This window comes from Pseudomonas sp. LBUM1640 (genome assembly GCF_059716225.1).
In genome coordinates this window covers 2,847,557-2,871,311 of record NZ_CP166816.1, presented here as the reverse complement: position 1 = coordinate 2,871,311, position 23,755 = coordinate 2,847,557, and the positions used below count along the sequence as shown (strand labels likewise).

At 57.4% G+C, this 23,755-nt stretch carries 22 protein-coding genes and 1 pseudogene; 12 read left to right on the top strand and 11 right to left on the bottom strand.

The window, feature by feature from the left end:
- Positions 1–5: 5 nt before the first annotated feature.
- Positions 6–275, bottom strand: a complete 270-nt coding sequence (locus ACA065_RS12935) for a PepSY domain-containing protein (RefSeq protein WP_497694851.1) — start codon at positions 273–275, stop codon at positions 6–8.
- Positions 276–427: 152 nt separating this feature from the next.
- Here ACA065_RS12935 and ACA065_RS12930 point away from each other — a divergent pair, with 152 nt between their 5' ends.
- The 7 genes from ACA065_RS12930 to fapF all read left to right on the top strand — a co-directional run bounded on the left by ACA065_RS12930 (position 428) and on the right by fapF (position 6,392).
- Positions 428–1,423, top strand: coding sequence for a FecR family protein (locus tag ACA065_RS12930; protein WP_497694850.1), 996 nt, complete (start codon positions 428–430; stop codon positions 1,421–1,423).
- A 315-nt stretch (positions 1,424–1,738) separates the two neighbouring features.
- On the top strand, positions 1,739–2,197 hold the full coding sequence (fapA, locus tag ACA065_RS12925; protein ID WP_497694849.1) for a fibril amyloid chaperone protein FapA: 459 nt from the start codon (positions 1,739–1,741) through the stop codon (positions 2,195–2,197).
- A complete protein-coding gene (gene fapB / locus ACA065_RS12920) occupies positions 2,194–2,757 on the top strand; it encodes a fibril amyloid subunit FapB (protein WP_497694848.1) in 564 nt (187 codons plus the stop codon). The genes fapA and fapB overlap by 4 nt, the downstream gene beginning before the upstream one ends.
- A gap of 67 nt (positions 2,758–2,824) precedes the next feature.
- The gene (fapC, locus tag ACA065_RS12915; protein WP_497694847.1) at positions 2,825–3,505 is read left to right on the top strand and encodes an amyloid-like fimbrin subunit FapC; all 681 of its coding nucleotides are present in this window, start codon (positions 2,825–2,827) and stop codon (positions 3,503–3,505) included.
- A gap of 62 nt (positions 3,506–3,567) precedes the next feature.
- On the top strand, positions 3,568–4,245 hold the full coding sequence (gene fapD, locus ACA065_RS12910) for a fibril amyloid maturation endopeptidase FapD (protein WP_497694846.1): 678 nt from the start codon (positions 3,568–3,570) through the stop codon (positions 4,243–4,245).
- A 37-nt stretch (positions 4,246–4,282) separates the two neighbouring features.
- Positions 4,283–5,032 carry a fibril amyloid subunit FapE gene (fapE, locus tag ACA065_RS12905; protein ID WP_497694845.1) on the top strand — a complete coding sequence of 250 codons (750 nt, stop codon included), beginning with the start codon at positions 4,283–4,285 and terminating at the stop codon, positions 5,030–5,032.
- A gap of 49 nt (positions 5,033–5,081) precedes the next feature.
- Positions 5,082–6,392 (top strand): fibril amyloid transporter FapF, encoded by a 1,311-nt coding sequence (fapF, locus tag ACA065_RS12900; RefSeq protein WP_497694844.1) that lies wholly within the window; start codon positions 5,082–5,084, stop codon positions 6,390–6,392.
- A 113-nt stretch (positions 6,393–6,505) separates the two neighbouring features.
- On the opposite strand, the gene ACA065_RS12895 is transcribed toward fapF, so the two are convergent.
- The gene (locus tag ACA065_RS12895; protein ID WP_497694843.1) at positions 6,506–7,831 is read right to left on the bottom strand and encodes a sigma-54 dependent transcriptional regulator; all 1,326 of its coding nucleotides are present in this window, start codon (positions 7,829–7,831) and stop codon (positions 6,506–6,508) included.
- 345 nt (positions 7,832–8,176) lie between these two features.
- On the opposite strand from ACA065_RS12895, the gene ACA065_RS12890 reads away from it, so the two are divergent.
- Positions 8,177–8,437: a DUF1652 domain-containing protein gene (locus tag ACA065_RS12890; RefSeq protein WP_497694842.1), complete on the top strand. Its 261-nt coding sequence runs from the start codon at positions 8,177–8,179 to the stop codon at positions 8,435–8,437.
- A 90-nt stretch (positions 8,438–8,527) separates the two neighbouring features.
- On the opposite strand, the gene ACA065_RS12885 is transcribed toward ACA065_RS12890, so the two are convergent.
- Genes ACA065_RS12885 through gnd form a run of 3 tightly spaced genes read right to left on the bottom strand, consistent with a single transcriptional unit; the run spans position 8,528 to position 11,852 of the window.
- A complete protein-coding gene (locus ACA065_RS12885; protein WP_497694841.1) occupies positions 8,528–9,352 on the bottom strand; it encodes a Cof-type HAD-IIB family hydrolase in 825 nt (274 codons plus the stop codon).
- Positions 9,349–10,872: a glucose-6-phosphate dehydrogenase gene (gene zwf, locus ACA065_RS12880; RefSeq protein WP_497694840.1), complete on the bottom strand. Its 1,524-nt coding sequence runs from the start codon at positions 10,870–10,872 to the stop codon at positions 9,349–9,351. The genes ACA065_RS12885 and zwf overlap by 4 nt, the downstream gene beginning before the upstream one ends.
- Positions 10,869–11,852: a phosphogluconate dehydrogenase (NAD(+)-dependent, decarboxylating) gene (gnd, locus tag ACA065_RS12875; protein WP_497694839.1), complete on the bottom strand. Its 984-nt coding sequence runs from the start codon at positions 11,850–11,852 to the stop codon at positions 10,869–10,871. Before gnd ends, zwf begins: the two co-directional genes overlap by 4 nt.
- Before the next feature lie 284 nt (positions 11,853–12,136).
- Between gnd and ACA065_RS12870 the strand changes: the two genes are divergently transcribed.
- The 4 genes from ACA065_RS12870 (at position 12,137) to ACA065_RS12855 (ending at position 16,926) form a co-directional block, all read left to right on the top strand.
- Positions 12,137–12,298 (top strand): DUF6026 family protein, encoded by a 162-nt coding sequence (locus ACA065_RS12870; protein WP_497695339.1) that lies wholly within the window; start codon positions 12,137–12,139, stop codon positions 12,296–12,298.
- Between the two features lie 152 nt (positions 12,299–12,450).
- Positions 12,451–14,193 carry a phosphoethanolamine transferase CptA gene (locus tag ACA065_RS12865; RefSeq protein WP_497694838.1) on the top strand — a complete coding sequence of 581 codons (1,743 nt, stop codon included), beginning with the start codon at positions 12,451–12,453 and terminating at the stop codon, positions 14,191–14,193.
- A gap of 129 nt (positions 14,194–14,322) precedes the next feature.
- Complete coding sequence (locus tag ACA065_RS12860) at positions 14,323–16,563, top strand: TonB-dependent siderophore receptor (RefSeq protein WP_497694837.1); 2,241 nt, start codon at positions 14,323–14,325, stop codon at positions 16,561–16,563.
- A gap of 141 nt (positions 16,564–16,704) precedes the next feature.
- On the top strand, positions 16,705–16,926 hold the full coding sequence (locus tag ACA065_RS12855) for a hypothetical protein (protein ID WP_497694836.1): 222 nt from the start codon (positions 16,705–16,707) through the stop codon (positions 16,924–16,926).
- Between the two features lie 128 nt (positions 16,927–17,054).
- Here ACA065_RS12855 and ACA065_RS12850 read toward each other — a convergent pair whose 3' ends face one another.
- The 6 genes and pseudogenes from ACA065_RS12850 to pepN all read right to left on the bottom strand — a co-directional run bounded on the left by ACA065_RS12850 (position 17,055) and on the right by pepN (position 23,749).
- Entirely contained in the window at positions 17,055–17,546 is a 492-nt protein-coding gene (locus tag ACA065_RS12850; RefSeq protein ID WP_448651617.1) for a GNAT family N-acetyltransferase, read from the bottom strand.
- A 158-nt stretch (positions 17,547–17,704) separates the two neighbouring features.
- On the bottom strand, positions 17,705–18,811 hold the full coding sequence (gene zapE / locus ACA065_RS12845; RefSeq protein WP_497694835.1) for a cell division protein ZapE: 1,107 nt from the start codon (positions 18,809–18,811) through the stop codon (positions 17,705–17,707).
- A 15-nt stretch (positions 18,812–18,826) separates the two neighbouring features.
- Positions 18,827–18,964: pseudogene (locus ACA065_RS12840) on the bottom strand (nuclear transport factor 2 family protein); the annotation flags it as partial.
- 161 nt (positions 18,965–19,125) lie between these two features.
- Positions 19,126–19,806, bottom strand: a complete 681-nt coding sequence (halB, locus tag ACA065_RS12835; RefSeq protein ID WP_497694834.1) for an anti-phage Hailong system nucleotidyltransferase HalB — start codon at positions 19,804–19,806, stop codon at positions 19,126–19,128.
- Between the two features lie 8 nt (positions 19,807–19,814).
- Complete coding sequence (gene halA / locus ACA065_RS12830; RefSeq protein ID WP_497694833.1) at positions 19,815–20,837, bottom strand: anti-phage Hailong system effector protein HalA; 1,023 nt, start codon at positions 20,835–20,837, stop codon at positions 19,815–19,817.
- A 254-nt stretch (positions 20,838–21,091) separates the two neighbouring features.
- The gene (pepN, locus tag ACA065_RS12825; RefSeq protein ID WP_497694832.1) at positions 21,092–23,749 is read right to left on the bottom strand and encodes an aminopeptidase N; all 2,658 of its coding nucleotides are present in this window, start codon (positions 23,747–23,749) and stop codon (positions 21,092–21,094) included.
- Positions 23,750–23,755: the final 6 nt, after the last annotated feature.

The following is a 23,755-nucleotide window of genomic DNA, read 5'->3' as shown; positions in this document are numbered from 1 at the left end:
AGGCCTCAGTCTTTCTGGTCACGCAGGATATTGCCGGAGGCGCCGTCAATGCGCGCTTCATAAACGATGCCGTCGGACTTGCGACCTTTGACTTCCCAATAGCCGTTGTCATCGGCTTCGGCACTGTAGACCTCGATGTAGCCGGCCTTGGTCTTGGCGGTCTCAATGGCCTTCTCGATAGGAATCCACCCCGCGCCGGGCTTATCGGCGAAGGCGGCGCCGGCACTGAGCAGCGCGGTGGTTGCACACAGGGCGATTAAGGTTTTCTTCAGCATGTTCGTTCTCCATTGTGGGAATGACGGACTCGTGTCCTGTGATTTCTGATGTTTTCAAACGAGAATAAGTTCCAATTGATGTGCAATCGCCATGATGGCTGTTCTCGCCATCCGCCTCGAGGGGTTAGAATGTGTGAAATCAGGATGAGTTAATGAGCGAAAAGTCCCTTTCAGAAGCCGAATATGACGCCATCACCGACGCCGCCGCGCATTGGTGCATGCGCCTGCATGCCGGTGATTGCACGGCAGTCGAACGTCAGTCTTTTGCGCAATGGCACGATGCCGATCCGCTGCACGCGTTCGAATATGCCGCCATGCTGGAAATCTGGGACGTGGCTGACCACCTGCCGCGCAGCGAGCCGTCGCCGGTGGTAGTGCCGTTCAAGCCGCGCAGCCGATTGCGCACTTACGCCGTGGCTGCAGCGATCTGCCTCGCTGCCTTGCCGCTGGCAGCCTTCACCGGCTGGGAAGCAGGTTGGTTGCCCAGTTCCTTTGAGCATTTCGACGCTGCCAATGGCCTGCGCAAGGTCACCCTCGGCGACGGCAGCCAGGTAGAGTTGAACCTGGGCACCGAGTTGGTCTACAGCAATTACAAGGACCAGCGCCAAGTCACCTTGAAAAAGGGCGAAGCGTTTTTCAACGTCACCCATGACAGCCGTCACCCGTTTATTGTGAAAGCGGGTGAAGGACAGGTGCGCGTCACCGGCACCCAATTCAACGTCTGGAAATATGAAGACCAGGTCCGGGTGATGTTGCTGGAAGGCTCGGTGCAGATTTCCAGCGACACACTGCACGCGAGCGTGCCGCTCAGCCCTGGAATGCAAGCCAGCTACGACCAGGGCGACGCCAGCCCGCAAGTCGCTGCGATCAACCCCAATGACGCAGGCCTGGCATGGCGCCAGGGCAAGTTGGTGCTCGACAACCTGGCCCTGGCCGACGCGTTGCCATTGATCAACCGCTACCTGAACAAACCGGTGATGCTGGCAGATGCCAGTACCGGGGCGATTCGCATCGGCGGCATTTACAACATCAACGAGGTCAACAACCTCATCCCTTCCTTGCCCAAGGTTTTGCCGGTCTACCTGACCCAGAATCAGGACGGCAACCCCGTGCTCAACTCCATCCCGCGTAAAGCGCCAAAGGGCTGAACCTGCCTGCACCCACGGGCTGGCGTGTGCCTGTAGTGTCCATTTTTGAAACACCTCCCCCGTCTGAATCGCCCGCCTGGTGCGGATTCAGGGTTTTGCCAGGCGTACTGTTACATCGCTGAGACAGCCGGCAGGTGGGGCTGCGCATATCCCGATGCGTGGCGAGTGTCTCTTTGATGAAACACCTCGGCCACCACTTCCCCTCGATTTAATCGCAACCTACTGAATATCAATAAAAAATCAAAAGCGGCACGCGTTCTGCTCTTTCCCTAACAGCGCTGTTTAGGGTCAGCGCGAAGAATAAGGAACATTGCCGTGGACACACACAATCAAGGCTTATTGAGCCTCCTGCTGATCAGCGGTGCATTGAGTGCCAGCGTGAGCCTTCCAGTGCTCGCGGCAGGTGACGGTGTGATCGTGATTGAACGCCAGGTGCAACCGTATTCGATAGGCCGTGCACGCAGCGTCGACCCCTACCCCACCACCGTCAATGCCAACCCGTCTGCGCAAATCTTCCATGCCTCCAACAATGAGCTCAGCGACAACGACATCGCGGGCATCAGCAGTGGCTCAAGCATTACGCGCAGCATCATGCCCAACGGCGATATCACCGGCCTGAACAATATCGGCAGTGGCAACAACCTGGGCGCAGGCAGCGCAGCGGGCCACAGCGGCAGCGGCGGCGGCATCGCCGGCACGGTAAACGGCGCGATATCCAGCGGCCTCGCCCCACTGAGCAACATCAGCGGCATGGTCGGGGGGGCAATGAAATGACCCGCTCATGGATGCTTCTTGCCGCGCTCAGCTGCACAGCCGCCCTGGCCGACAGCACCCACAACGCGACCATCGATAACTCGGGCAAGCAATACAACGGCGTTGTCACGGTCAACCAGGCCGCCGGCGATCAGCAACAGCTGAGCAACAACGTTGCCATTGCCGTGGGCCGCAACGCCCAGACGAACATCGCCGTCACGCAAAAAATCAGCGGTGCGGCCGCCGACCGCGCCCTCAACGCCAAAGCCGCGATCCAGGGCAACTCTTTCAGTAGTGGCAACGGTGCACTGAGCGTCAATCAGTCTGCCGGGGCCCAGAACCAGATGATCAATGCCGTGCGAATCAGCGTCAGCGCTGGCCCGCAAAGCATCGACGACAGCGTCATGTCGCAACAGAACGTTGCGCTTGCAACCGACTCAGGGTTGACCCCTATCACTGGCAGCCGCCAGGTCGTTACCAGCGACCAGGCCTTCACCGGCAGCCGTGGAGTGGTTCAGGTCAACCAGAGCGCCGGGGTGGGGAACCGAGTGGCTAACACCCTGAATGTACGACTCAACTGATGGAGCTGAGTCGATAGTTAGACCGTACCAACACTTAACCAACTAATTAGAAGCAAGGAGATACACCATGAAACCTACAATGGCTCTTAAACCACTGGCTTTCGCTCTCGCTGCGCTCATGGCTGTTGCTGCTCAAGCGAGTCCACCGCCTGCGCCAACCACGGCTGCCGCAACCACGCTTGACGGTCAAAGCAACCACTCCAACGTGGTGATCAATGACAAAACCAAAAACAACGCTTCGGCCAATGACTCCTACAACCACATCAGTGGCGTAGCGAACGGCAACGTGCTGAGCGGTGACAACAACCAAGGCAAAAACGACGTGGCCATCGTTTCCGGTGATGCCGACTTCGTGTTCGCCAGCGCCGGTACCGCACAATCGAACACCGGCAACTTCGTGCTCAACAGCGGCACCAAAAACAACGCTTCGCTCAACGACAGCGGCAACAACGCGTCGGGCATCATTCAGTTGAACGCTGCGTCGGGCACCTCCAACCAAGCCAGCAACAGCACTGCCATTGCCTCGGGCAATGGCGATGGTGGCGCAGCAGCGGTCACCGGTGTGCAGGACGTGTCGGGCAACCTGACTCTCAACCTGAGCAGCGGCCACGGCTGGAGCACCAAACCTGTCGTCAACAACGCCAGCGTGAACAACTCGATGAACTACAGCTCTGGGGTGTCGAACTCCAACGTTCTGTCGGGCAGCAACAACCAGGGTCAGAACAACGTAGCAATCACTCGCTTCTGATCCAGATAGGGCCTTGGCAACAAGGCCCTTTTTATTTCCAGTGTCCAACAGGTCATACGATCATGCGCCTCGTTGCCGCCCTCCTTCTGCTCGCACTCACCGGCCAGGCCTTGGCAGGGCAAGTGGCAATCGTCATGCCCGGCGGTGGGTTGATGTACAAGAAGGTCGAGAGCATCCGCGAACGCAAATTCGCCAACCTGGTGGAACAGAAAACCGATTTCAGCTGCGGCGCCGCCGCGCTGGCGACCATCTTGCGCCAAGCCTATTGGATGGACGTGGATGAAGACCACGTCATCAAGGGCATGCTGGTCAACGCCGACCAGGACCTGGTGCGCACCCAGGGCTTCTCGATGCTCGACATGAAGCGCTACCTGGAAAGCATCCACATGCGCGCCAAGGGCTACCGGATTACGCCTGAGGTGCTGATTACCGTGAAAGTGCCCGTCGTCGTGCTGCTGGATATTCGCGGCTACAAGCACTTTGTGGTGCTGCAGCGTGCCGACAAGGACTGGGTATATATCGGCGACCCCGTGCTGGGTAACAAGCGCTATGCCAAAGACGATTTTGTCAAAGGCTGGAACGGCATTGTGTTCGCGGTGATCGGCGAGGGCTATGACAAGACCAATGCCCTGCTCACGCCGCCCACCCCGCTGACCGCCAAGAACCCGCTGAACGCGTTCAGCCCGGTACGCGACAGTGAATTGATGGAATTCGGTTTTATCCAGAGCGACTTCTTCTAGAAGCGCAATAAGGAGCAGGACGCTCCAGGAGCAAACGATGAACACTCTCCGTTGGCTGACGGTCATGTGCCTGGCAGCCTCAGCACCTGTTTATGCTTCGTCGGTGTTCAAGCCGATTGAACTCAAGGACTCGGAAATGGCTGACCTGCGTGGGCGTTATGTGATGCCCGGGCGGATTGTCAGCTTTGGCATTGTGATGAGCAGCACCTGGACCAACGCCGCCGGTGCGACCGTCACCGGCACCGCCAACATGCAGGTCAACTCATCCACCATCACCCCGCAGTTCTACGTGCAGATTACCGGTAACGACGGCAGCGGCGTGATCAAGCAGCCGCAAGGCACCGGCACCGTCGTGGGTGGCGCCGGCCTGGGCAGCGGCCAAGGCGTCGTGCAAAGCGTGCGCGCAGCCGGTGATGGCAATACAGCCACCAACGGCGTCGACATCAACGTCAACAAAAACGGCTTGGCACCCGCCAACTACGTGCAGTCTGGGCAAGCATTGATGGCAGGCCAGCCGATTACCGGTGGCACTGCGGCAGGCCAAGTCACGGTCACGGCCAAGAACGGCGGGCTGCAAATGGCGCTCCTGGCCAATAACAACCAGGGCAACGTGGTGCAGCAAATCGGCGGTGGCAACGTCCTGCAAGGCACGATTATTCAAGGCAACAGCAATTTCGTGAACAACCTGACCCAGCTCAATGTTGTCCTGGGTAACAACGGCTTGAACAACATCACGCAGAACCTGAACCTTGATCAACTCAAGGGCCTTCGCCCTGCAGGTTATTGAACTACGCTGATCCACGACACTTACGCATTAGAAAGGGACGGCTTATTTCATGCATCGATCGTTATCGTTACGTGCCGTGGTTTGTTTGAGTACGCTCCTCCCCGCATCCGTGCTTTATGCCGCGCCGGATACCGACATTGAAAGTTTGAAACAGGAGCTGATGGAGCTCAAGCAACGCTATGAAGTGCAGCAAAAAGCACTGGCCGTATTGGAGCAACGTGTTCGACAAGTAGAAGACCAGCCCGCCACACCCGCCCCGAAACGCTTGGCCAAATCACCTGCCGACTTCCAGAAAGGCGGCACCACGGTGGCCGGTAATACGCGCGGCGTCGGCGCCGCTGCGGCCTCCGGCGGCGCAGCGGGTGGCAGTTCATACGGGCAGAGCCTGAAGGACGACTCCGCCCCGGCGCAAAGCGTGAGCAACTTGTACAACGAAGCCAGCGGCTTTTTTGGCAACGGCAAGTTCAGCTTTGAAACCGGCATCACCTATGCCCGCTACGACGCACGCCAGTTGTCACTAAACGGTTTTCTGGCGCTGGACTCGATTTTCCTCGGCAATATCAACCTGGATCGAATCAAGTCGGACAGCTGGACCCTGGACCTCACCGGCCGTTACAACCTGGATAACCGTTGGCAGTTCGACTTGAACGTGCCGGTGGTCTACCGCGAGTCGACCTACCAATCGGGGGGTGCCGGCGGCAACTCCAACGCCACATCGGAAGGGACGGTCACCCGCGACCCGACCATCGGCGATGTCAACTTCGGTATTGCGTACAAGTTTCTCGACGAAAGCGCCAGCCTGCCGGATGCGGTGGTGTCGGTACGCGTCAAGGCCCCTACCGGCCAGGAACCGTATGGCATCAAGCTGATCGAGCAACCTGGCAACGATAACCTCGCCGTACCGGAAAACCTGCCTACGGGTAACGGTGTGTGGTCGGTGACGCCGGGCATTTCCCTGGTCAAGACCTTCGACCCGGCTGTGCTGTTCGGCTCGCTGTCCTATACCCACAACTTCGAAGACTCGTTCAGCGACATCAGCCCCAACGTCAACCAGAAAATCCCCGGCAAAATCAGCCTGGGCGACAGCTTCCAGTTCGGCGTGGGCGTAGCCTTTGCCCTCAACGAGAAGATGAGTATGTCGTTTTCGGTTTCCGACCTGGTACAACGCAAAAGCAAGGTCAAGCAGAGCGGCCAGGACTGGCAGTCGGTGGTGTCCAGCGATGCCAACGCCGGTTATTTCAACGTGGGCATGACGATTGCGGCGTCGGATAACCTGACGATTGTGCCGAACCTGTCGATTGGGATGACGGATGATGCGCCGGACTTTACGTTCAGTTTGAAGTTTCCGTATTACTTCTAGGGACAGCGGGACGCGGAGCGTCCCAAGCTACATTCCTTTGCTGCGCGTGGGAACGATCAAGGAAAAGCCCCGCAACGATAAGGGTCGTTGCGGGGCTTTTCGGTTTACCCGCCCTAGCGGATCTGGTGTTTGTGCAGCAACCGGTAGAACGTCGGCCGGGAAACCCCCAGCACACGGGCCGCGACACTCAGGTTGTCGCTGTGCCGGTTGAGCACATCGCACAGCGCCTGACGTTCGGCGCGGTGCTTGTAATCTTCCAGTGTAGCCATCGGCGGCGCGAATGCCTGCTCGCCTTGCAGTCCCAGATCAACGGCTTCGATCTGGCGCCCTTCAGCCAGCACCAGGCCACGGCGCACGCGGTTGGCCAACTCGCGCACATTGCCCGGCCACGGGTGTTGCCCCATCGCCACCAGCGCATCTTCGCTGAAACTGCGCGGGCGCCGGCCGGTTTCCTGGCTGTAGAAGCGTGAAAAGTGATTGGCCAGCATCGCCACGTCACCATGGCGCTCGCGCAGCGGAGCGGTGATCACCTGCAGGACATTGAGTCGGTAATACAGGTCTTCACGAAAGGTGCCCTTCGCAACTGCCGCCTCCAGGTCGACGTGGGTCGCCGCCAGTACGCGCACATCCACCGGGATGGGTTGGCTGCCGCCGACGCGCTCGATTTGTTTTTCCTGCAGAAAACGCAGCAGGTTGGCTTGCAGCTCCATCGGCAAATCGCCGATTTCATCGAGAAACAGCGTGCCGCCGTGGGCCGCCTCAATGCGCCCGACTTTGCGCTGGTGCGCGCCGGTAAACGCACCTTTCTCATGGCCGAACAGTTCGGACTGGATCAGGTGTTCGGGAATCGCACCGCAGTTGATCGCGACAAACGGCTTGGCATGGCGCTGGGATTGGCGATGCAGGGTCTTGGCCACCAGCTCTTTGCCGGTGCCGCTGTCGCCGCGAATCAGTACCGGTGATTCCGTGGGCGCGAGCTTAGCCAGCAATTTGCGCAGTTCGCGGATGGGGCGGCTATCGCCGAGCAACTCATGTTCGGGCTCGTCGACCAACGCGTAGCCTTTGCCCCGCAGGCGTGCCATACCGAATGCGCGCCCCAGCGTGACCTGCACGCGTGCGACATCAAACGGTAGCGTGTGGAAGTCAAAAAACCACTCACACACAAAGTCCCCGACATTTTGCAGGCGCAGGACATCCTGGCTGAGCACGGCGATCCATTCGGTGCCGCTGCGGCTGATCAACTCCTTGACCGCTTCAGGGCGCACCAGATGCTCGGGCTGCAAACGCAGCAAGCCCACGTCACAGGACCGATCACCCACTGCGCCTAACGCGCAGCTGTCCACTTCCCAACCGGCGGTGCGCAGGCCGGGCAATAGCTCATGGCAGTCGTCACAGGGATCGACCACCAGCAGGCGACGTTGCACAGGTGTAACGACCATGACTATTCCTTGGCGCCAGAATTATTAAAATTATTTAGAAACAAGGGCTTGTGAAGCCTGGCGCTAACACTAGCAAGGTATTGACGCGCGCCTTGTACCGTTTCGCTATAAGTGTTGGCAAAAAGCCACTTCCGCAATTTTCGGGGTAAAAACTCAAGGCGCGTTAAAACGTTCATTCAGCTTCCAAAACAGGCGCTTACATGACGTTAATCACGAAAAGTTGAAATTTCTTGCTCTAACATGTGACCCGTACCCCGCCATCGTGCATCAGTACAAGTAACTCACCGTTTGGCCCGCCCAACCAACGGCACACACTTGAATGGGCATTTTAGAGAGAAGACCCACATGAACGCCCCGCTCCGCATCAACGAAGCTCTTTTGATCGCAGACCGTGCTTTCCAGCCCTTTCAGTGCGTGGCCTGGCACGATGGCAACGGCGCCCTCAGCCTGAGCGTCATCGACCGTACCAATACCCGTATCGGCAGCAAACAGCTGTCTTCGAGCACCTATACCGACCCGGCGCAACTGGAAGACTTGTTGTTGCAGGCGCGCGCCGAACTCGACAAAGATGGCCACCAGTTACAGTCGTGGGCAATGCCGAAGTAAGTCGATGGGGTAACTTCCGATCATTGCCCTTAACCAGAAACAATGATCGGAAGTTCGCTGTTAGAGCGGCGGTTATTCAACTGGGCGCCGTTATCGCGCCGCGAGAATAAACCGCTCTATTGCTTCTGCCGCGCCATCCTCGACATTACTGCCGGTGACGACACTGGCTTGACGCTTGACCACTTCCTCCGCCTGGCCCATGGCAATCGACAACCCTGCCACGTGAAACATCGCCGGGTCGTTGCCGCCGTCACCGATGGCCAGTGTTTGCTCAAGCGGCACGCCAAGGTGCGCGGCCAGGGTTTTCAAGGCTTCACCCTTGTTGGCGAGCATGGCGGTCACGTCGAGGTACACCGGTTGCGAGCGCGAAACATGCGCCAACCCTTCTACTTTGGGTTGCAACTGCGCTTCCAGCGCTTTGAGCAGCGGCGCGTTGTTACTGGCCGCGACGATCTTGTCGACTCGATCCAGGTAGGGTTCGAAACTCTCCACCACCACCGGCCCGTAACCCAAACCGTCCGCTTCCCGCGCGACCATCGGGCCAGGCGGGTCACGGCGCAGCCAATCACCGTCGGCGAACAGCCAGACTTCTACGTCAGGCTCTGCGCTGAACAGCGCCAACGCCACCAACGCCGCTTCTGCCGGCAGGTGATGCGCCAGCAGGATGCTGCCATCGGGGTTGACCAACGTACCGCCATTAAACCCCGCCACCGGCACATCGATGCCGAACGCCTCGACCATCTGCATCATGGCCTTGGGCGGCCGCCCGCTGGCCAGGCTGAAGAACACCCCCGCATCGCGCAATGCGCGCACCGTGTCGATGGTGCGCTGACTGGGGGTGTGATCGGGACGCAGCAGTGTGCCGTCCATATCACTCAGTACAAACCGGATGGGGTGGATCGCAGCGTCACTCATCCGAGGCTATGCCAGGTACGGCCATCGCGGGCCAACAAGGCATCGGCGGCGGCTGGGCCATCTTCACCGGCCTTGTAGGCCTGGATGCCGTCGTCCTCTTTCCAGGCATCCAGGAACGGCTGCACCGCACGCCATCCGTTCTCGATGTTGTCGGCGCGCTGGAACAGGGTCTGATCACCGGTCATGCAGTCGTAGATGAGGGTTTCGTAACCCGTCGACGGCTGCATCTCGAAGAAGTCCTTGTAGTCAAACCCCAGCTCGATATTGGCCATCTCCAGGGTTGGCCCAGGCTTTTTGGCCAGCAGGTCGAACCACATGCCTTCGTTCGGCTGGATCTGGATCTTGAGGTAAGTGGGCTTGAGCTCATCGACTTCGGTATCGCGAAACTGCGCATAGGGCGCGTGCTTGAAGCAGATCACGATTTCAGTGTCGCGAATGCTCATGCGCTTGCCGGTGCGCAGGTAGAACGGCACGCCAACCCAGCGCCAGTTGTCGATCATCACCTTGAGGGCAACAAACGTCTCAGTGCTGCTATCGGGCGCCACGTTGGCTTCTTCGCGGTAGCCGGGCAGCGACTTGCCGCCGATTTGGCCGGCGGTGTACTGGCCGCGTACCGAGTTGGCCCGCGCATCTTCCAGGGACCAGGGCCGGATGGCACCGACGACCTTGGCTTTCTCGCCACGCACCGCATCGGCGCCAAACGCCGCCGGCGGCTCCATGGCCACCATCGCCAGCAACTGGAACAGGTGGTTGGGCACCATGTCGCGCAGGGTGCCGGTTTTTTCGAAGAAATTACCCCGGGTTTCCACGCCGACGGTTTCGGCCGCGGTGATTTGTACGTGATCGATGTAGTGGTTGTTCCAGAACGCTTCGAACAGCACGTTGGAGAAACGGCTGATAAGAATGTTCTGCACCGTTTCCTTGCCCAGGTAATGGTCGATGCGATAGATCTGCTTCTCGCTCATCACCTTGAGCAGGCATGCGTTCAGCGCTTCGGCAGTGGCCAGGTCGGAGCCGAAGGGCTTCTCGATCACCACACGGCGAAAGCCCTCATCGGTTTCGTTGAGCAAACCAGCGCTACCCAGGCGCTGCACCACTTCACTGAAGAAGCGCGGTGCAGTGGCCAGGTAGAACACCGCATTGGCCGTGCCGCTGTCGGCGATTTTCTTGCCGATATCGGCGTAGGTGCTGTCGTCGAGGAAATCGCCCTCGACGTAGCTGATGCCTTTGGCCAATTGCGCCCACAGCTCAGGGTCCAGGGCGTTATCGCCATTGCCCTTGACCTTGCTCGCGGCCTCGGTGCGAATGAAGTCCTCGAGTTTCTTGGCAAAGTCAGCGTCACTGATGGCGTTGTGATCAACGCCAACAATGCGCAAGCCGTCGCCCAGCAAACCATCACGACTCAGGTTGTACAGCGCCGGCATGAGCAGGCGCTTGACCAGGTCGCCATGGGCGCCAAACAGAAACAGCGTGGTGGGTGGAGCGGGTTCGGCCTTGGGTTTCTTGCCGTTAACGGTCATTTTTTGGAAGTCTCCACATGGCCGCCAAAGCCGAAGCGCATGGCAGACAACATTTTGTCACCGTAGGTGCTCTGCTGGCGGGAACGGAAACGCGCGAACAACGAGGTGGACAGCACCGGCACCGGCACCGCTTGTTCCATGGCCGCCTCGATGGTCCAGCGGCCTTCGCCACTGTCGGCCACGGAGCCCGAGTAGCCGTCGAGTTTCGGGTCGGTGGCTAAAGCGTCGGCGGTCAGGTCCAGCAACCACGACGAAACCACACTGCCGCGGCGCCAGACTTCGGCGATATCGGCGACGTTGAGATCAAAGCGCTGATCCTGCGCCAGGTTTTCCGAGTTCTTGGTCTTGAGGATGTCAAAACCTTCGGCGAAGGCCTGCATCATCCCGTACTCGATGCCGTTGTGAATCATCTTCACAAAATGCCCGGAACCGGCCGGGCCTGCGTGAATGTAGCCATGCTCGGCACGGCTGTCTGCCTGGGCGGAACGGTCCTTGGTGCGTGGGATAGTGCCCAGGCCCGGGGCCAGGCTGGCGAAAATCGGGTCCAGACGCTGCACGGTCTCGGCGTCGCCACCGATCATCATGCAATAGCCGCGCTCCAGCCCCCAGACGCCGCCGGAAGTACCGACGTCGACGTAATGCAGGCCTTTTTCCGACAGCGCCTTGGCACGGCGCACGTCGTCCTTATAATTGGTGTTGCCGCCATCGATGATCACGTCACCGTCTTCCAACAGTTCACTCAATTCATTGATGGTGCTTTCAGTCGGGTCGCCTGCAGGCAGCATGACCCATATGGCGCGCGGCTTTTGCAGGCCGGCTACCAGGGCTTTCAAGTCGGCGACGCCGGTGGCGCCCTCCTCGCTCAAGCCTTTGACGAATGCTTCGTTACGGTCGTATACAACGGTGGTATGCCCATTGAGCATCAGGCGCCGCGCAATGTTACCGCCCATGCGGCCTAGTCCGATAATCCCCAGTTGCATGTGCTGATGCTCCTAACTACTAAATAAATGTGTGACATAGTTTATAGCGCAATGAGGCTAATGAGGGTTAGTCCAGAGCGGATCCGTGTAGTTTCATGACAAAAAATTGCCATCGTTTCAGCATCACTGCTGGAAAAGTCACACGACCATGAAAAATAAAAAAGTTCCATTGATTCAAAAAAGAATTCAGAATTGCTTCCGACTGGTGTCCAGAACCTCCCTTCAAGCGTTCCAGCACCGCGATCTACCGGCTATTTGCGAGGTAAGCAATGAGCACAGCACAGATGACCCGCCCGCCACAGACCCTCTATGTCAGCGTCCGTCGCGATGAATTGCGCCAGTTGAAAGACGAACGCGATCAGCTGCAGCAGGAAGTCCTGCGCCTGCGCTCATCCCTTCAGGCCCAGATCAACCAAACGTCCGGCACCCAGCCCGCACTTTGCTGAACGTGAGCTGAACGAACCGTTCAGGAATAACTCACGAAGTTTTCACACCCTCCTCCCGATACTCCCGCCGAATAGGGCCGCCCACGTGTGACGGCCCCCGTGTTGCGCGCGCTCCTGCGTGGCAACTGGCAATTATTGGGTTGGAGCGCTGGATGGCGATGTTCAAACGCAGCACCACGTCTGCGAAAGGCTTTGATTGGGCCGGCCTTGGCTGGCTATTTCTGTTTTTCTGGTATTTCTCGGGTATTACCCAACTCCTGATCCAACTGACCGGCACCTCCGGGTTCAGTGGCTTTCGCCAAGCCTTCTTCCTGAGTGCGTTCTGGTTGGCGCCGATGTTGCTGTTCCCACGCCAAACACGCGTGCTCGCGGCGTTTATCGGCGTGGTGCTGTGGGCCTGTTCCATGGCCAGCCTGGGTTACTTCTTCATCTATCAGCAGGAATTTTCGCAAAGCGTCATCTTCATCATGTTCGAATCGAACATCTCTGAAGCCGGCGAATACGCGACCCAATACTTCGCCTGGTGGATTGTGCTGGCGTTCATCGCCCATACCGCCTTGGCGGTTTTCCTGTGGACCCGCCTGCGCCCGGTGTATCTGCCGCGCGGCCAGTCGATTCTGGCGGCGACTGCGATTGTATTGGCGGTGGTCGGTTACCCGCTGGTCAAGCAGATTGCGACCAACCCTACGATGGAACTGGCCATCGACGGCTTCGAATCGCGTGTCGAGCCCGCCGTGCCATGGCAGATGATCGTTGCCTACCGCCGCTACACCGAACAACTCAACAGCATGCAAGGCATGCTGAACAGTGCCAGCCAGATCCCGCCCTTGAAGAACCTCAAGGACACCATGGCCGGCCAGCCGTCCACGTTGGTGCTGGTGATCGGCGAATCCACCAATCGCCAGCGCATGAGCCTCTACGGTTACCCGCGCAACACCACGCCGGAACTGGACGAGCTGCGCGACCAACTGGCGGTGTTCGATAACGTCATTACCCCGCGCCCCTACACCATTGAAGCGCTGCAACAGGTCCTGACCTTCGCCGATGAAGAGAACCCGGACCTGTACCTCAAGACGCCGTCGATTGTCAGCGTGATGAAGCAGGCCGGCTACAAAACCTACTGGATTACCAACCAGCAGACCATGACCAAGCGCAACACCATGCTCACAACCTTTTCCGAGCAGGCCGACGAGCAGGTTTACCTCAATAACAACCGCAATCAGAACGCTCGCCAATATGATGGCGACGTGCTGGAGCCCTTTGCCAAGGCCATGGCCGATCCCACCGAACGCAAGTTCATCGTGGTGCACCTGCTGGGCACCCATATGAGCTATCAGTACCGCTACCCGCCGACCTTTAACAAGTTCACCGATCGCCAAGGCGTACCGGCCGGCATCAGCGATGAACAGTTGCCGGTCTACAACAGCTACGACAATGCGGTGCTGTACAACGACTTCGTGGTGTCGAGCCTGATCAAGGACTACGCCAAAACCGACCCGAACGGCTTCCTGCTGTACCTGTCGGACCACGGCGAGGACGTGTACGACTCGGTCGGCCACAGCACCCTGGGACGTAACGAGGGTAAGCCTACCGCGCCGATGTACACCATCCCATTCATGGCATACGCCTCGCCGAAGTGGCGGGAAACCCACGACTGGAGCTTCGCAAGCAGCCTGCAGCGCCCCTCCAGCAGCTCGCAATTGATTCACACCTGGGCGGACCTCGCCGGGTTGAGCTTCGATGAGTGGGACCGCAGCAAAAGCCTGGTCAATGCCAGCTTCAAGCCACGCCCACTGATGATTGGCGACCCCTATATAGCCCAGAAAAAAGGCCTGATTGATTTCAGCATGATCAAGCCGAAGAAACCGGATGCGGCTGAGGTGGTTGCCAAGTAGGCAAGGCTTTCGAAACACTAAGATAACAATCATTCTCGTTTAAACCTAAAGTTCCACGCCTCCTTTCGTCTTTGAGCCAAGGCCTTTTCTTACTGAGAAGGTCGCAAAGACGACAAGGAGTCTGCCGCGATGTTCGTGCCCTTTACCCGTTCCATGACCCTCACCCTTGGCCTGTTCGGCGCCGTTTTGAGCCCGGAGCTGCTGGCTGAAACCGACCCCGAACACCCGCCGCCCCAAACCCTTGAGCTGGGCGCTACCCGCATCACCGCCGAAGGCCTGGGCGCCACCACCGAGCACACCGGGGCCTACACCACTGGCTCGATGAGCACGGCCACCAAGCTGAACCTGTCCATCAAGGAAACCCCGCAGTCGATCTCGGTGATCACCCGTCAGCAGATGGATGACTTCAACCTCAATACCCTGACCGACGTGCTGCGCCAGACCACCGGCGTCAACGTCCAGCACTATGACTCCGACCGCGTCTACTACTCCTCCCGTGGCTACGGCATCACCAATTACCAGATTGACGGGATGCTCAATACCTTCGGCTATATGAAGTCGGACGCTGACACCATCATCTACGACCACATCGAGGTCGTACGCGGCGCCACGGGCTTGACCACCGGCGCAGGCGACCCCTCGGCCACGGTCAATATGGTACGCAAGCGCCCCACCGCTCAATGGCAGGCGCAAACCGGCGTGAGCGGTGGCAGCCATGACAACTACTACAGCTACGTGGACGTGGGTGGCCCGCTGGCATTTGACGGCCGCTTGCGCGGGCGTAGCGTGCTGGCTTACCGCGACAGCAAGTCGTTCCGTGACAACTACGGACTGCAGCGGGCGGTGGGCTACGGCATTCTGGAGGGCGATCTTTCAGACGACACCGTGCTGGCCGTAGGCTTTGACTACCAGGACAAGCACGTGCAGGGCACCTCCTGGGGCACCATTCCATACTGGAACAGCCAGGGCGGCAAGGCCGGGCTGTCGCGCTCCACCAACATGGCGGCGCACTGGAGCTCCTGGCCGCTGACGGACAAAACCACCTTCGCGACGCTGGACCATCGGCTCACCGGTGACTGGCATCTGAAGGCGGCCTATACCCATCGGCAAAGCGACACCGACGGCAAGGTGTACTACGGCGGTGCAGGCTTCCCCAATGCAGATCGCAGCGGCATGAACGCCTGGAACAGCCATATGCTCGGCACCTCGCGAATGGAGGCGATTGACCTCAACCTCGCCGGGACTTATGCGCTTCTGGGTCGCGAACATAAGCTGATGGTGGGTTATGGCGAAGCCGCACAACGCGACACCTCACCGTTTATGCGCCCAGGCAAAACACCTGCCGGGTACAACAACATCGACGATTGGAAATACATGGGCGGGATCGGCAAGTTTCCGGACACGGTCACACAGCTCAAGGGTGAGCACAGCAATAAAAAACAGAAGGCGGGTTACCTGGCCACTCAGTTGAACCTGACGGATCGCCTGCATGCGGTGCTGGGCAGCCGCTATGGCAGTTGGGAATACGCAAAAGCCGCTCCGACCTATGACGCCAATGACCAGCGGACACAGAACGACACGTCCCGCCAGACCCATAACGATATGTGGACGCCTTATGCCGGGCTGCTCTATGACCTGACGCCGGAGTACACGGTCTACGCCAGCTACACCGATATTTTCAAACCACAGGATTCCGTCGACGTGGGTAAGAAATATCTGGAGCCCGTCGTGGGCAGCAACTACGAGGTAGGTCTCAAAGGCAGCCTGCTGCAAGAGCGCCTGAATGTGGCCGCGGCTTATTTCTGGAGCACCCAGGACAACGTGGCAGAACTGGACGACTCCGTGCCGCGCAACCCGACCACGGGTGAGGAGTATTACAAATCAGGGGGTAAAGGTAACAAGGTGAACGGCTTCGAACTGGAAGTCGCGGGTGAGGTGATGCCCGATTGGAATGTGACCGCGGGCTACACCTACACCCACTCGCTGAATGGCTCGGGCAAACGCAACAATACCCAGCAACCGCTCAACCTGCTGAAGGTCTCCAGCGCCTACCGGCTGCCAGGCGAATGGCGCAACCTCACAGTGGGTGGCGCGGTGAATTGGCAGAGCGACATGTATGACTTCAGCAATCGGCCGACCGGCGCGCGGGATGGCGAGGGCAACCGGATCACCGAGCGGGCGAAGATCACCCAACAGGCCTACACCGTGGTCAACCTGATGTCGCGCTACCAGTTCGACGAACATGTTTCGGCGTCGATCAACGTGAACAATCTATTTGATAAAAAATATTACGAACGTGTCGGGTTTTATAATGGCGTGTATTGGGGAGATCCGCGCTCCCTCACGCTTGCCTTGGACTGGCGGCTTTAAACCCGGCCCAGAAGTTAACAAAAACGTTAACTTCTGGGCCGTTCCACGTTAATTCCCACTTAATAAGACACCGCCATAGTCGCCCCATGAACCGGATCAAGGAGTGATCGGACACCTTTCACTCTTAATGGGAATACTGCCATGAAACTTTCTACCTTGATGCTCGCCAGCCTGATGACCCTGACCTCCGTTGCCGCCTTTGCAGAAGGCGGTTCAGAGCGCTCCAAGCAGTTTTACAACGACTTCACCTTCATGCAGCAAAAGACTCACGGCAAAGCCGATCCAACGGCGATTGCCGATGGCAAGAGTGTAAAGTCGAACACTGGAGAACAATCCAATACAGAGAAACAGCCGAACAGCTGATTTAATACTTAGTTAATCCGCATTACCCTGTGCCCTTCCGCTCCGTTGGCAAAGGTTAACTTGGCGCCATTTAATGGCGCCTTTTTTTTGCGCTGCTTTTTAATAACGTCGGCTATTAACGGCAACTATTAAAGCGGTTTATTCCAGAACAGCATGCGCCCGTGAGCAGGGTCAAAGATCGAATCATCAAAACCGAACTTGCGATACGCCGCCTGAGCCACGTCATTGCCCTCGAGCACCTCCAGGGTGATCTTGCAGCAACCTCGCTGGCGGGCGATTTCCTCGACCTTCTGCAACATTTTCTGACTCAAACCCAAGCCACGAAACTGATTCATTACCACCACGTCGTGAACATTCACCAGCGGGCGGCAGGCGAAGGTCGAAAACCCTTCAAAGCAATTGACCAAACCTGCCGGCTCGCCACCGACAAACGCCAGTACGCTGAACGCGTGGGGGCGCTTGGCCAGTTCGGCGGGCAATTGCTGCAGCAGGTCGGCAGGCAACGTGTGACCGCCACCCATCGGATCTTCGGCGTAATGGTTAAGCACCAGGCCAATCGCCTCGGCATGCACAGGGTTGGTGTAGCTGGCTTGCAGCACCAGGATGTCTGGGGTGTCCATTTCCTTCCTCAATAACGACAACAAGGGAATAGGCTCCCTTTGAGGGGAACGATTGTAAGCGCCTAGTCGACAGTAGATGAAGGAGATTAACTACAAATACCCGACGGAAAGCGCGAAGGGTCTGCGCATTAATAGGCCCCATCAGGTAGGGATTTGTCCTATGCGCCGAAACGCAGAAGCTGCATCTCTTGTAAGCGGCTCAAGGTGCGTCGAAATGCAAACTCCAGATAGCCTTCGGTGTAGAGATCTTCCAGCGGCACGCGGGCCTCGATAAACAACGGCACTTTGCGGTCGTAGCACTCGTCCACCAAGGCGATGAAGCGCCGCACACTGTCATCGTGCACCGACAATTGTGGCAGCTCACGATCACCCGCCACCACACGCTGGGCAGCATCTTCAGTGCCTCGGGCAATGCGGCCGGGGCGTGCTTGCGCACTCAAATTGGGTACTTCACCCAGCAGGATGGTGTGGAAGCGATCACACAGCAGCATAAAGTCCATCGCGGCCAGCGGCTGCTCGCACAAGTCACAGTAGCGGCACCAGAGCACCGTATCGCTGGCCTGCCCCGCCACAATCGAGCGAAAGCCGACACTGACCGGCCCACTGCTCACCGCCTGCCCTTCACTCAGCTGTTTGAACACCGTGGCAAGGGCGTCCGGCTGGTCGACCCAGTAACGCTGCAGGCCCACACTGGGACGCAAACGGTGATCTTCGCCACCGTCTACTGCCACCACCTGCATATGCTGCTTGATCGCCGCAATGCCCGGCAGGAAGCGCTCACGATTGAAGCCGCCGGCGTAGAGCTGATCGGGGGGCTGATTCGACGTGCAGACCATCACCACGCCTTGCTCGAACATCACCTGGAACAAGCGGCCGAGAATGATCGCGTCACCGATGTCACTCACAAACAGCTCGTCGAAACACAGCACCCGCACCTCCTGGCTGAGTTCCCGGGCCAAGGCCTGCAGCGGGTCGTGAATACCGCTGAGCTGGAACGAACGCTGATGCACCCAGCCCATGAAGTGATGGAAATGCTGACGCCGCGCGGGCACTCGCAGGCTTTGGTAGAACTGGTCCATCAACCAGGTTTTGCCCCGCCCCACCGGCCCCCACAGGTAAACACCGGTGATCGGTGAACAGCCTTGATGCAAGGCTTCGTGGCAGTGTTGCAACGCGTCAACCGCCCGGCGCTGGGCGTCGTCGGGCACGAAACCTGGCTGGGCGATGGCGTGTTGGTAAGCGGCGAGAGGCGAGTCGAAAGTCATGCGCGCCAGTATGACTTAGACGGAGATATCCAGCCGCGAAATCTTGCCTTGCTCGTTCAGGCGAAAGGTGTAGCGCAGCTCAAGCGGGCTGCCGGGAAAATTGCCGGAAACCACGTTACTGACCAACACCTTGCCGGTACGATGCTGCACGTTGTAGGGACAGCAGCTTCGTACAACTATCTAAAAAACGAAAATAATGAACACGCTTTAACTCGACACAACGAAAACGCTCCCCACGAAAAATAACCCCCCCAGATCTAAAGCAACCCAAAACATTCTAAAATACGCATTACCCAACACAACACAAACCAAAGTCAAGTATAGTCATTCCCATCCAAATTTTTAATTATGCTATAGATAGTTTTTTTCGCCATAGAGTTTCCTTGTTCCGTAAAATACCTCAACTGCCCAAAAAAATCGTTAGGAATCTCTGCAAAATTAGTTTTTCCATACAGCGCGATTTTTTGCTTAAAGATTTTATAAACATCAGGCACATACCCTGGCTCCCTCTTAGCAGCCAAGAGCAGTTCAATATCTTCATCATCAAACATAGAGACAAGCTCTTTCGTGGAAAAAACTGGGGTTCCGCGCTCCGCACTCAAAGCAATCAATATTGTGCGAAGACACCAAACCAACCTCTTATTTATATAAAAATAATTTTTAAAATTTTCGATATTTAAAAGTAGAGCAAACCCTAGGTCCGAAGCTCTTGAGATCTCTATATTGTAGTTGGGCCGCAACTTGAAGGCCGACCGCACTCTATCGAAACTCGAATCCGGATCATATATAACTATCGCTTCGCGCACAATATGAAGAAAAAAAAGATCACCACCTTCAGCTCTACTCATAGCTAAATCAAATGGATAACAGGCAACATTCGTTGCCCCATGAAAGACCATTCGGTATCGATCATCATTAGTTATGGCAAATAAATCAGTATCGGAGCTTAGCGTATGATCATTACGAGCTCGACTACCATACAAAGCCATAGACATTATAGCCATTACATTACCCGACTTATACGATTTACCAAAACCGGTACCATGATCGCGTACCACCACAATCCCAGAAAAGCGTTTCCTGCATAAAGCAACTGTTTCCCCATGCAAGACTCTAGCGTTGAGTGCTTTGTATAACCTATTAGAAAAGTAATATCAAAAGCTTTGATCAACCCGAGCGCAATACTGCTTTGCTCCCAAGCATAACCCATCGCAAAGATAAGCGTCATGGCAAGACCAAATATAGCTGGCTTTGCAATACTCTGCCCCCAACCATTAAGCCAGCCTGACAAACTAAGTATCATTAACTCAAAAGACAATACCCACCCTACGACTTTATTAAACTTCTTTTTTGGCCCATTGACTGAATTAAATCGCGCTTTGCTACGTCCGGCCTTTACTGCCTGAGTGAGATAGGATTTCACCCCAGTATAATAAGCATTATCATCACCGTGATGCTCACCACCCTGCATTAACATTCTGGACAATTTCGCTTTAGATTGATCAAGGCGCCAAACCTGGTACTCTGCGGTCACACCTTCTTTATCAAGAACAGCACCATCTAAATTTGTATATCCAGAGTTCACAAGCCCACAAGCGTCAGAAACCAATGTATTAACTAGCTGGGTTCCGCCATTAAAAGTCGTATTCTCCCACGTGCATTCGTGAAAGAAGCAGTCCTTGAACTCCGCCAAAGTAAAAGAACAGCTTACAAACTTGCAATCATTGAACTTTGCCTTACTCCATACGGATCCGTTCCCCAGATCACACTTAGTAAAACTGCATTTTGAAAACTTTATTTGGCCATGTTCAAACTTCCCAGAAAAATCACACGTATCAAAATTTATCTCCCAAAAGGAAATTCTCTTCTCTTGTCCGATTTTTTTTTGATGCGCATCGAGTGTGACAGCATCAAATTTAAACTTCGTCGGCCCCTTATTATTCGTAAAATCCCAATTACCAGGATTTAGCTGGATATTTTTTTGGGTGTACAAACAATCCCACCATGCGTATATCCTTTTACTCATAAAATCACATTCCGTATGCAAGCTATAAATAGTCGGGGCGTAAGCCATTCGCGCCCGGGATCATACATCGATTCCGAGAGAATGTGTCCGGAAGGCGGTGATAGATCTTCTCGCTTACCAAAATTTGCACCGCTCGCTTTTCCTTGCCTAATAGTTAGCCGTGCCAGCAGCAAAATATCAACTCCTCCTCGCCCACCGGTTATCTGAGACGAAAAAAAACGGCCTGATCAGGCCGTTTTTTTTAACCGCAGAACTTAGGCGAGGCTCTTGCTGACCACCTCGAACACATCACTCGAAAGCTCGCCGGATGCACGAATGCGCTCCAACTGCGCCTTCATCAACGCCTGACGCGCGCTGTCGTATTTGCGCCAGCGGGTCAACGGTGCCAACTGGCGCGAAGCGATCTGCGGGTTGAACCCGTTCAACTGGATCACCAGGTCCGCGAGGAAACGGTAGCCCGAGCCATCTGCTGCGTGGAAGTTGATCAGGTTTTGCCCGGCAAACGCGCCGATCAGTGCGCGCACCTTGTTCGGGTTCTTGATGTTGAACGCCGGGTGTTCCATCAACGCTTTGACCCGTGCCAGCCCGCCCGGCAAGGTGCTGCCGGCCTGAACGCTGAACCACTGGTCCATGACCAATGGGTTGTCTTTGAAGTTTTCGGCAAACACCGCCAGTGCCTTGGCCTTCTCCGCCTCGAACGGTGAATTCACCAGTACGGCCAGCGCGGTCAGGCGCTCAGTCATGTTGTCGCTGGTGTCGAACTGGTCCAGCGTCGCCGCCAGCACTTCAGGCTTGCCGCTGAGCATCAGGTACGACAGCGCGATGTTCTGCAAGGCGCGGCGCGCAAAGTGCTCGGCCGCCGCCATGTATGGCGTTTGCTTGGACAGCTCGCGATTGGCCTGGTAGCGCAGCCACAGCGATTCGTACACGTTGTCGGCCAGTTGCTTACGGGCAAACTCACGGGCAGCGTGGATCGCGTCGACATCCGCCAATTCGCTGATTTCGGTCAGGTAGGCCTCACTCGGCAACGACAACATTTCAGCAACCATCGCCTGGTCCAGGCTTTCATCACTGAGCACCGTGCGCAGCGCATCGATCAGGCGCTGATCGAGCTTCAACGGCCGACCTGCCTGATGCTGACCAATCAACTCCTGCAACACCTGCACCGACAGTTGCTGGCCGGCGTCCCAACGGTTGAAACCGTCGCTGTCGTGCTGCATCAGGAACATCAACTGGTCGCGGTTGTACGGGAAGCTCAGCTTCACCGGCGCCGAGAAGCCACGCAGCAAGGACGGCAAAGGCTGTTCAGCGATATCGACGAAGGTGAACGTCTGCTCGGCTTCAGTCACCGAGATCACCCGCGACGTGCCACCTGCAGTCGCTTCACCGGCCAGGCGCAAGGCAATGCCGGCGCCCTGCGCGTCCAGCAAGCCCAATTCCACCGGGATCACGAACGGCAGTTTTTCGACCTTGTCCGGGGTTTCCGGGCAGCTCTGGCGGAAGGTCAGGCTGTAGGTCTTGGCAGCAGCGTCGTAGGACTCGCTTACCGCCAAACGTGGCGTGCCGGCCTGGCTGTACCAGCGTTTGAACTGGCTGAGGTCGGCGCCGTTGGCATCTTCCATGGCCTTGATGAAATCGTCACAGGTCACGGCCTGGCCGTCATGGCGTTCGAAGTACAGGTCGCTGCCTTTACGGAAGCCCTCAGCGCCGAGCAAGGTGTGGATCATGCCGACCACTTCCGAGCCTTTTTCGTACACGGTCAGGGTGTAGAAGTTAGAGATTTCGATGAAGCTGTCCGGGCGCACGGCATGCGCCATGGGACCTGCGTCTTCGGCGAACTGGTGTGTGCGCAGGTACGCCACGTCCTGGATGCGCTTGACCGTCGCCGAGTTCATGTCGGCGGAGAAGCCGGAATCACGGAACACCGTGAAGCCTTCTTTGAGCGACAGCTGGAACCAGTCGCGGCAGGTCACGCGGTTGCCCGACCAGTTGTGGAAGTATTCGTGGGCGACGATCGCCTCGACGCGCTGGTGCGCGGCGTCGGTGGCGGTTTCGGCGCGGGCCAGCACGGCGCTGGAGTTGAAGATATTGAGGCCCTTGTTCTCCATGGCGCCCATGTTGAAGTCATTCACCGCCACGATCATGAAGATGTCGAGGTCGTACTCGCGGCCGTAGGTCTCTTCGTCCCAGCGCATGGATTTTTTCAGGCTGTTCATGGCGTGCTGGCACTTGTCGATGTTTTCCGGCTCGACGTAGATGCGCAGCGCCACTTCACGGTTGGTCATGGTGGTGAAGGTGTCTTCAACGCACCACAAATCACCGGCCACCAGCGCGAACAGGTAAGCGGGTTTCTTGAACGGGTCTTCCCAGGTCGCCCAGTGGCGGCCGTCTTCATCAGGGCCGCTGGCAATCGGGTTGCCGTTGGACAGCAGCACCGGGTAGCTGTGCTGCTCGGCGATCACCGTGGTGGTGAACACGCTCATCACGTCCGGTCGGTCGAGGTAATAGGTGATTTTGCGGAAGCCTTCGGCCTCGCACTGGGTGCAGAACATGCCGCTGGATTTGTACAGGCCTTCCAGCGCGGTGTTGGTTTCCGGGTGGATGCGCACGCTGGTGTCGACCGTGAAGGTGTCGCTGGTCGGGTGCAGGGTCAGGTGGCTGTCGGTCAGCTGGTAGTCAGCCTCCGTCAGTTCCTTGTCGCCCAGGTTGACGGTCAACAGCTCCAGCTGCTGGCCATCGAGCACCAGCGGCGGCAAGCCGGCGCCGCGCTCGGGGTTGCGCCGCATCACCAGCTGCGCGTGGACCAGGCTGTGGTCCTCGAACAACTCGAAGGTCAGGTGCGTCTCTTCGATCAGGTAGTCCGGCGCCTGATAGTCCTTCAGGTAAATCATCTTCGGTTGTTCGGTGCGCATGGGTGG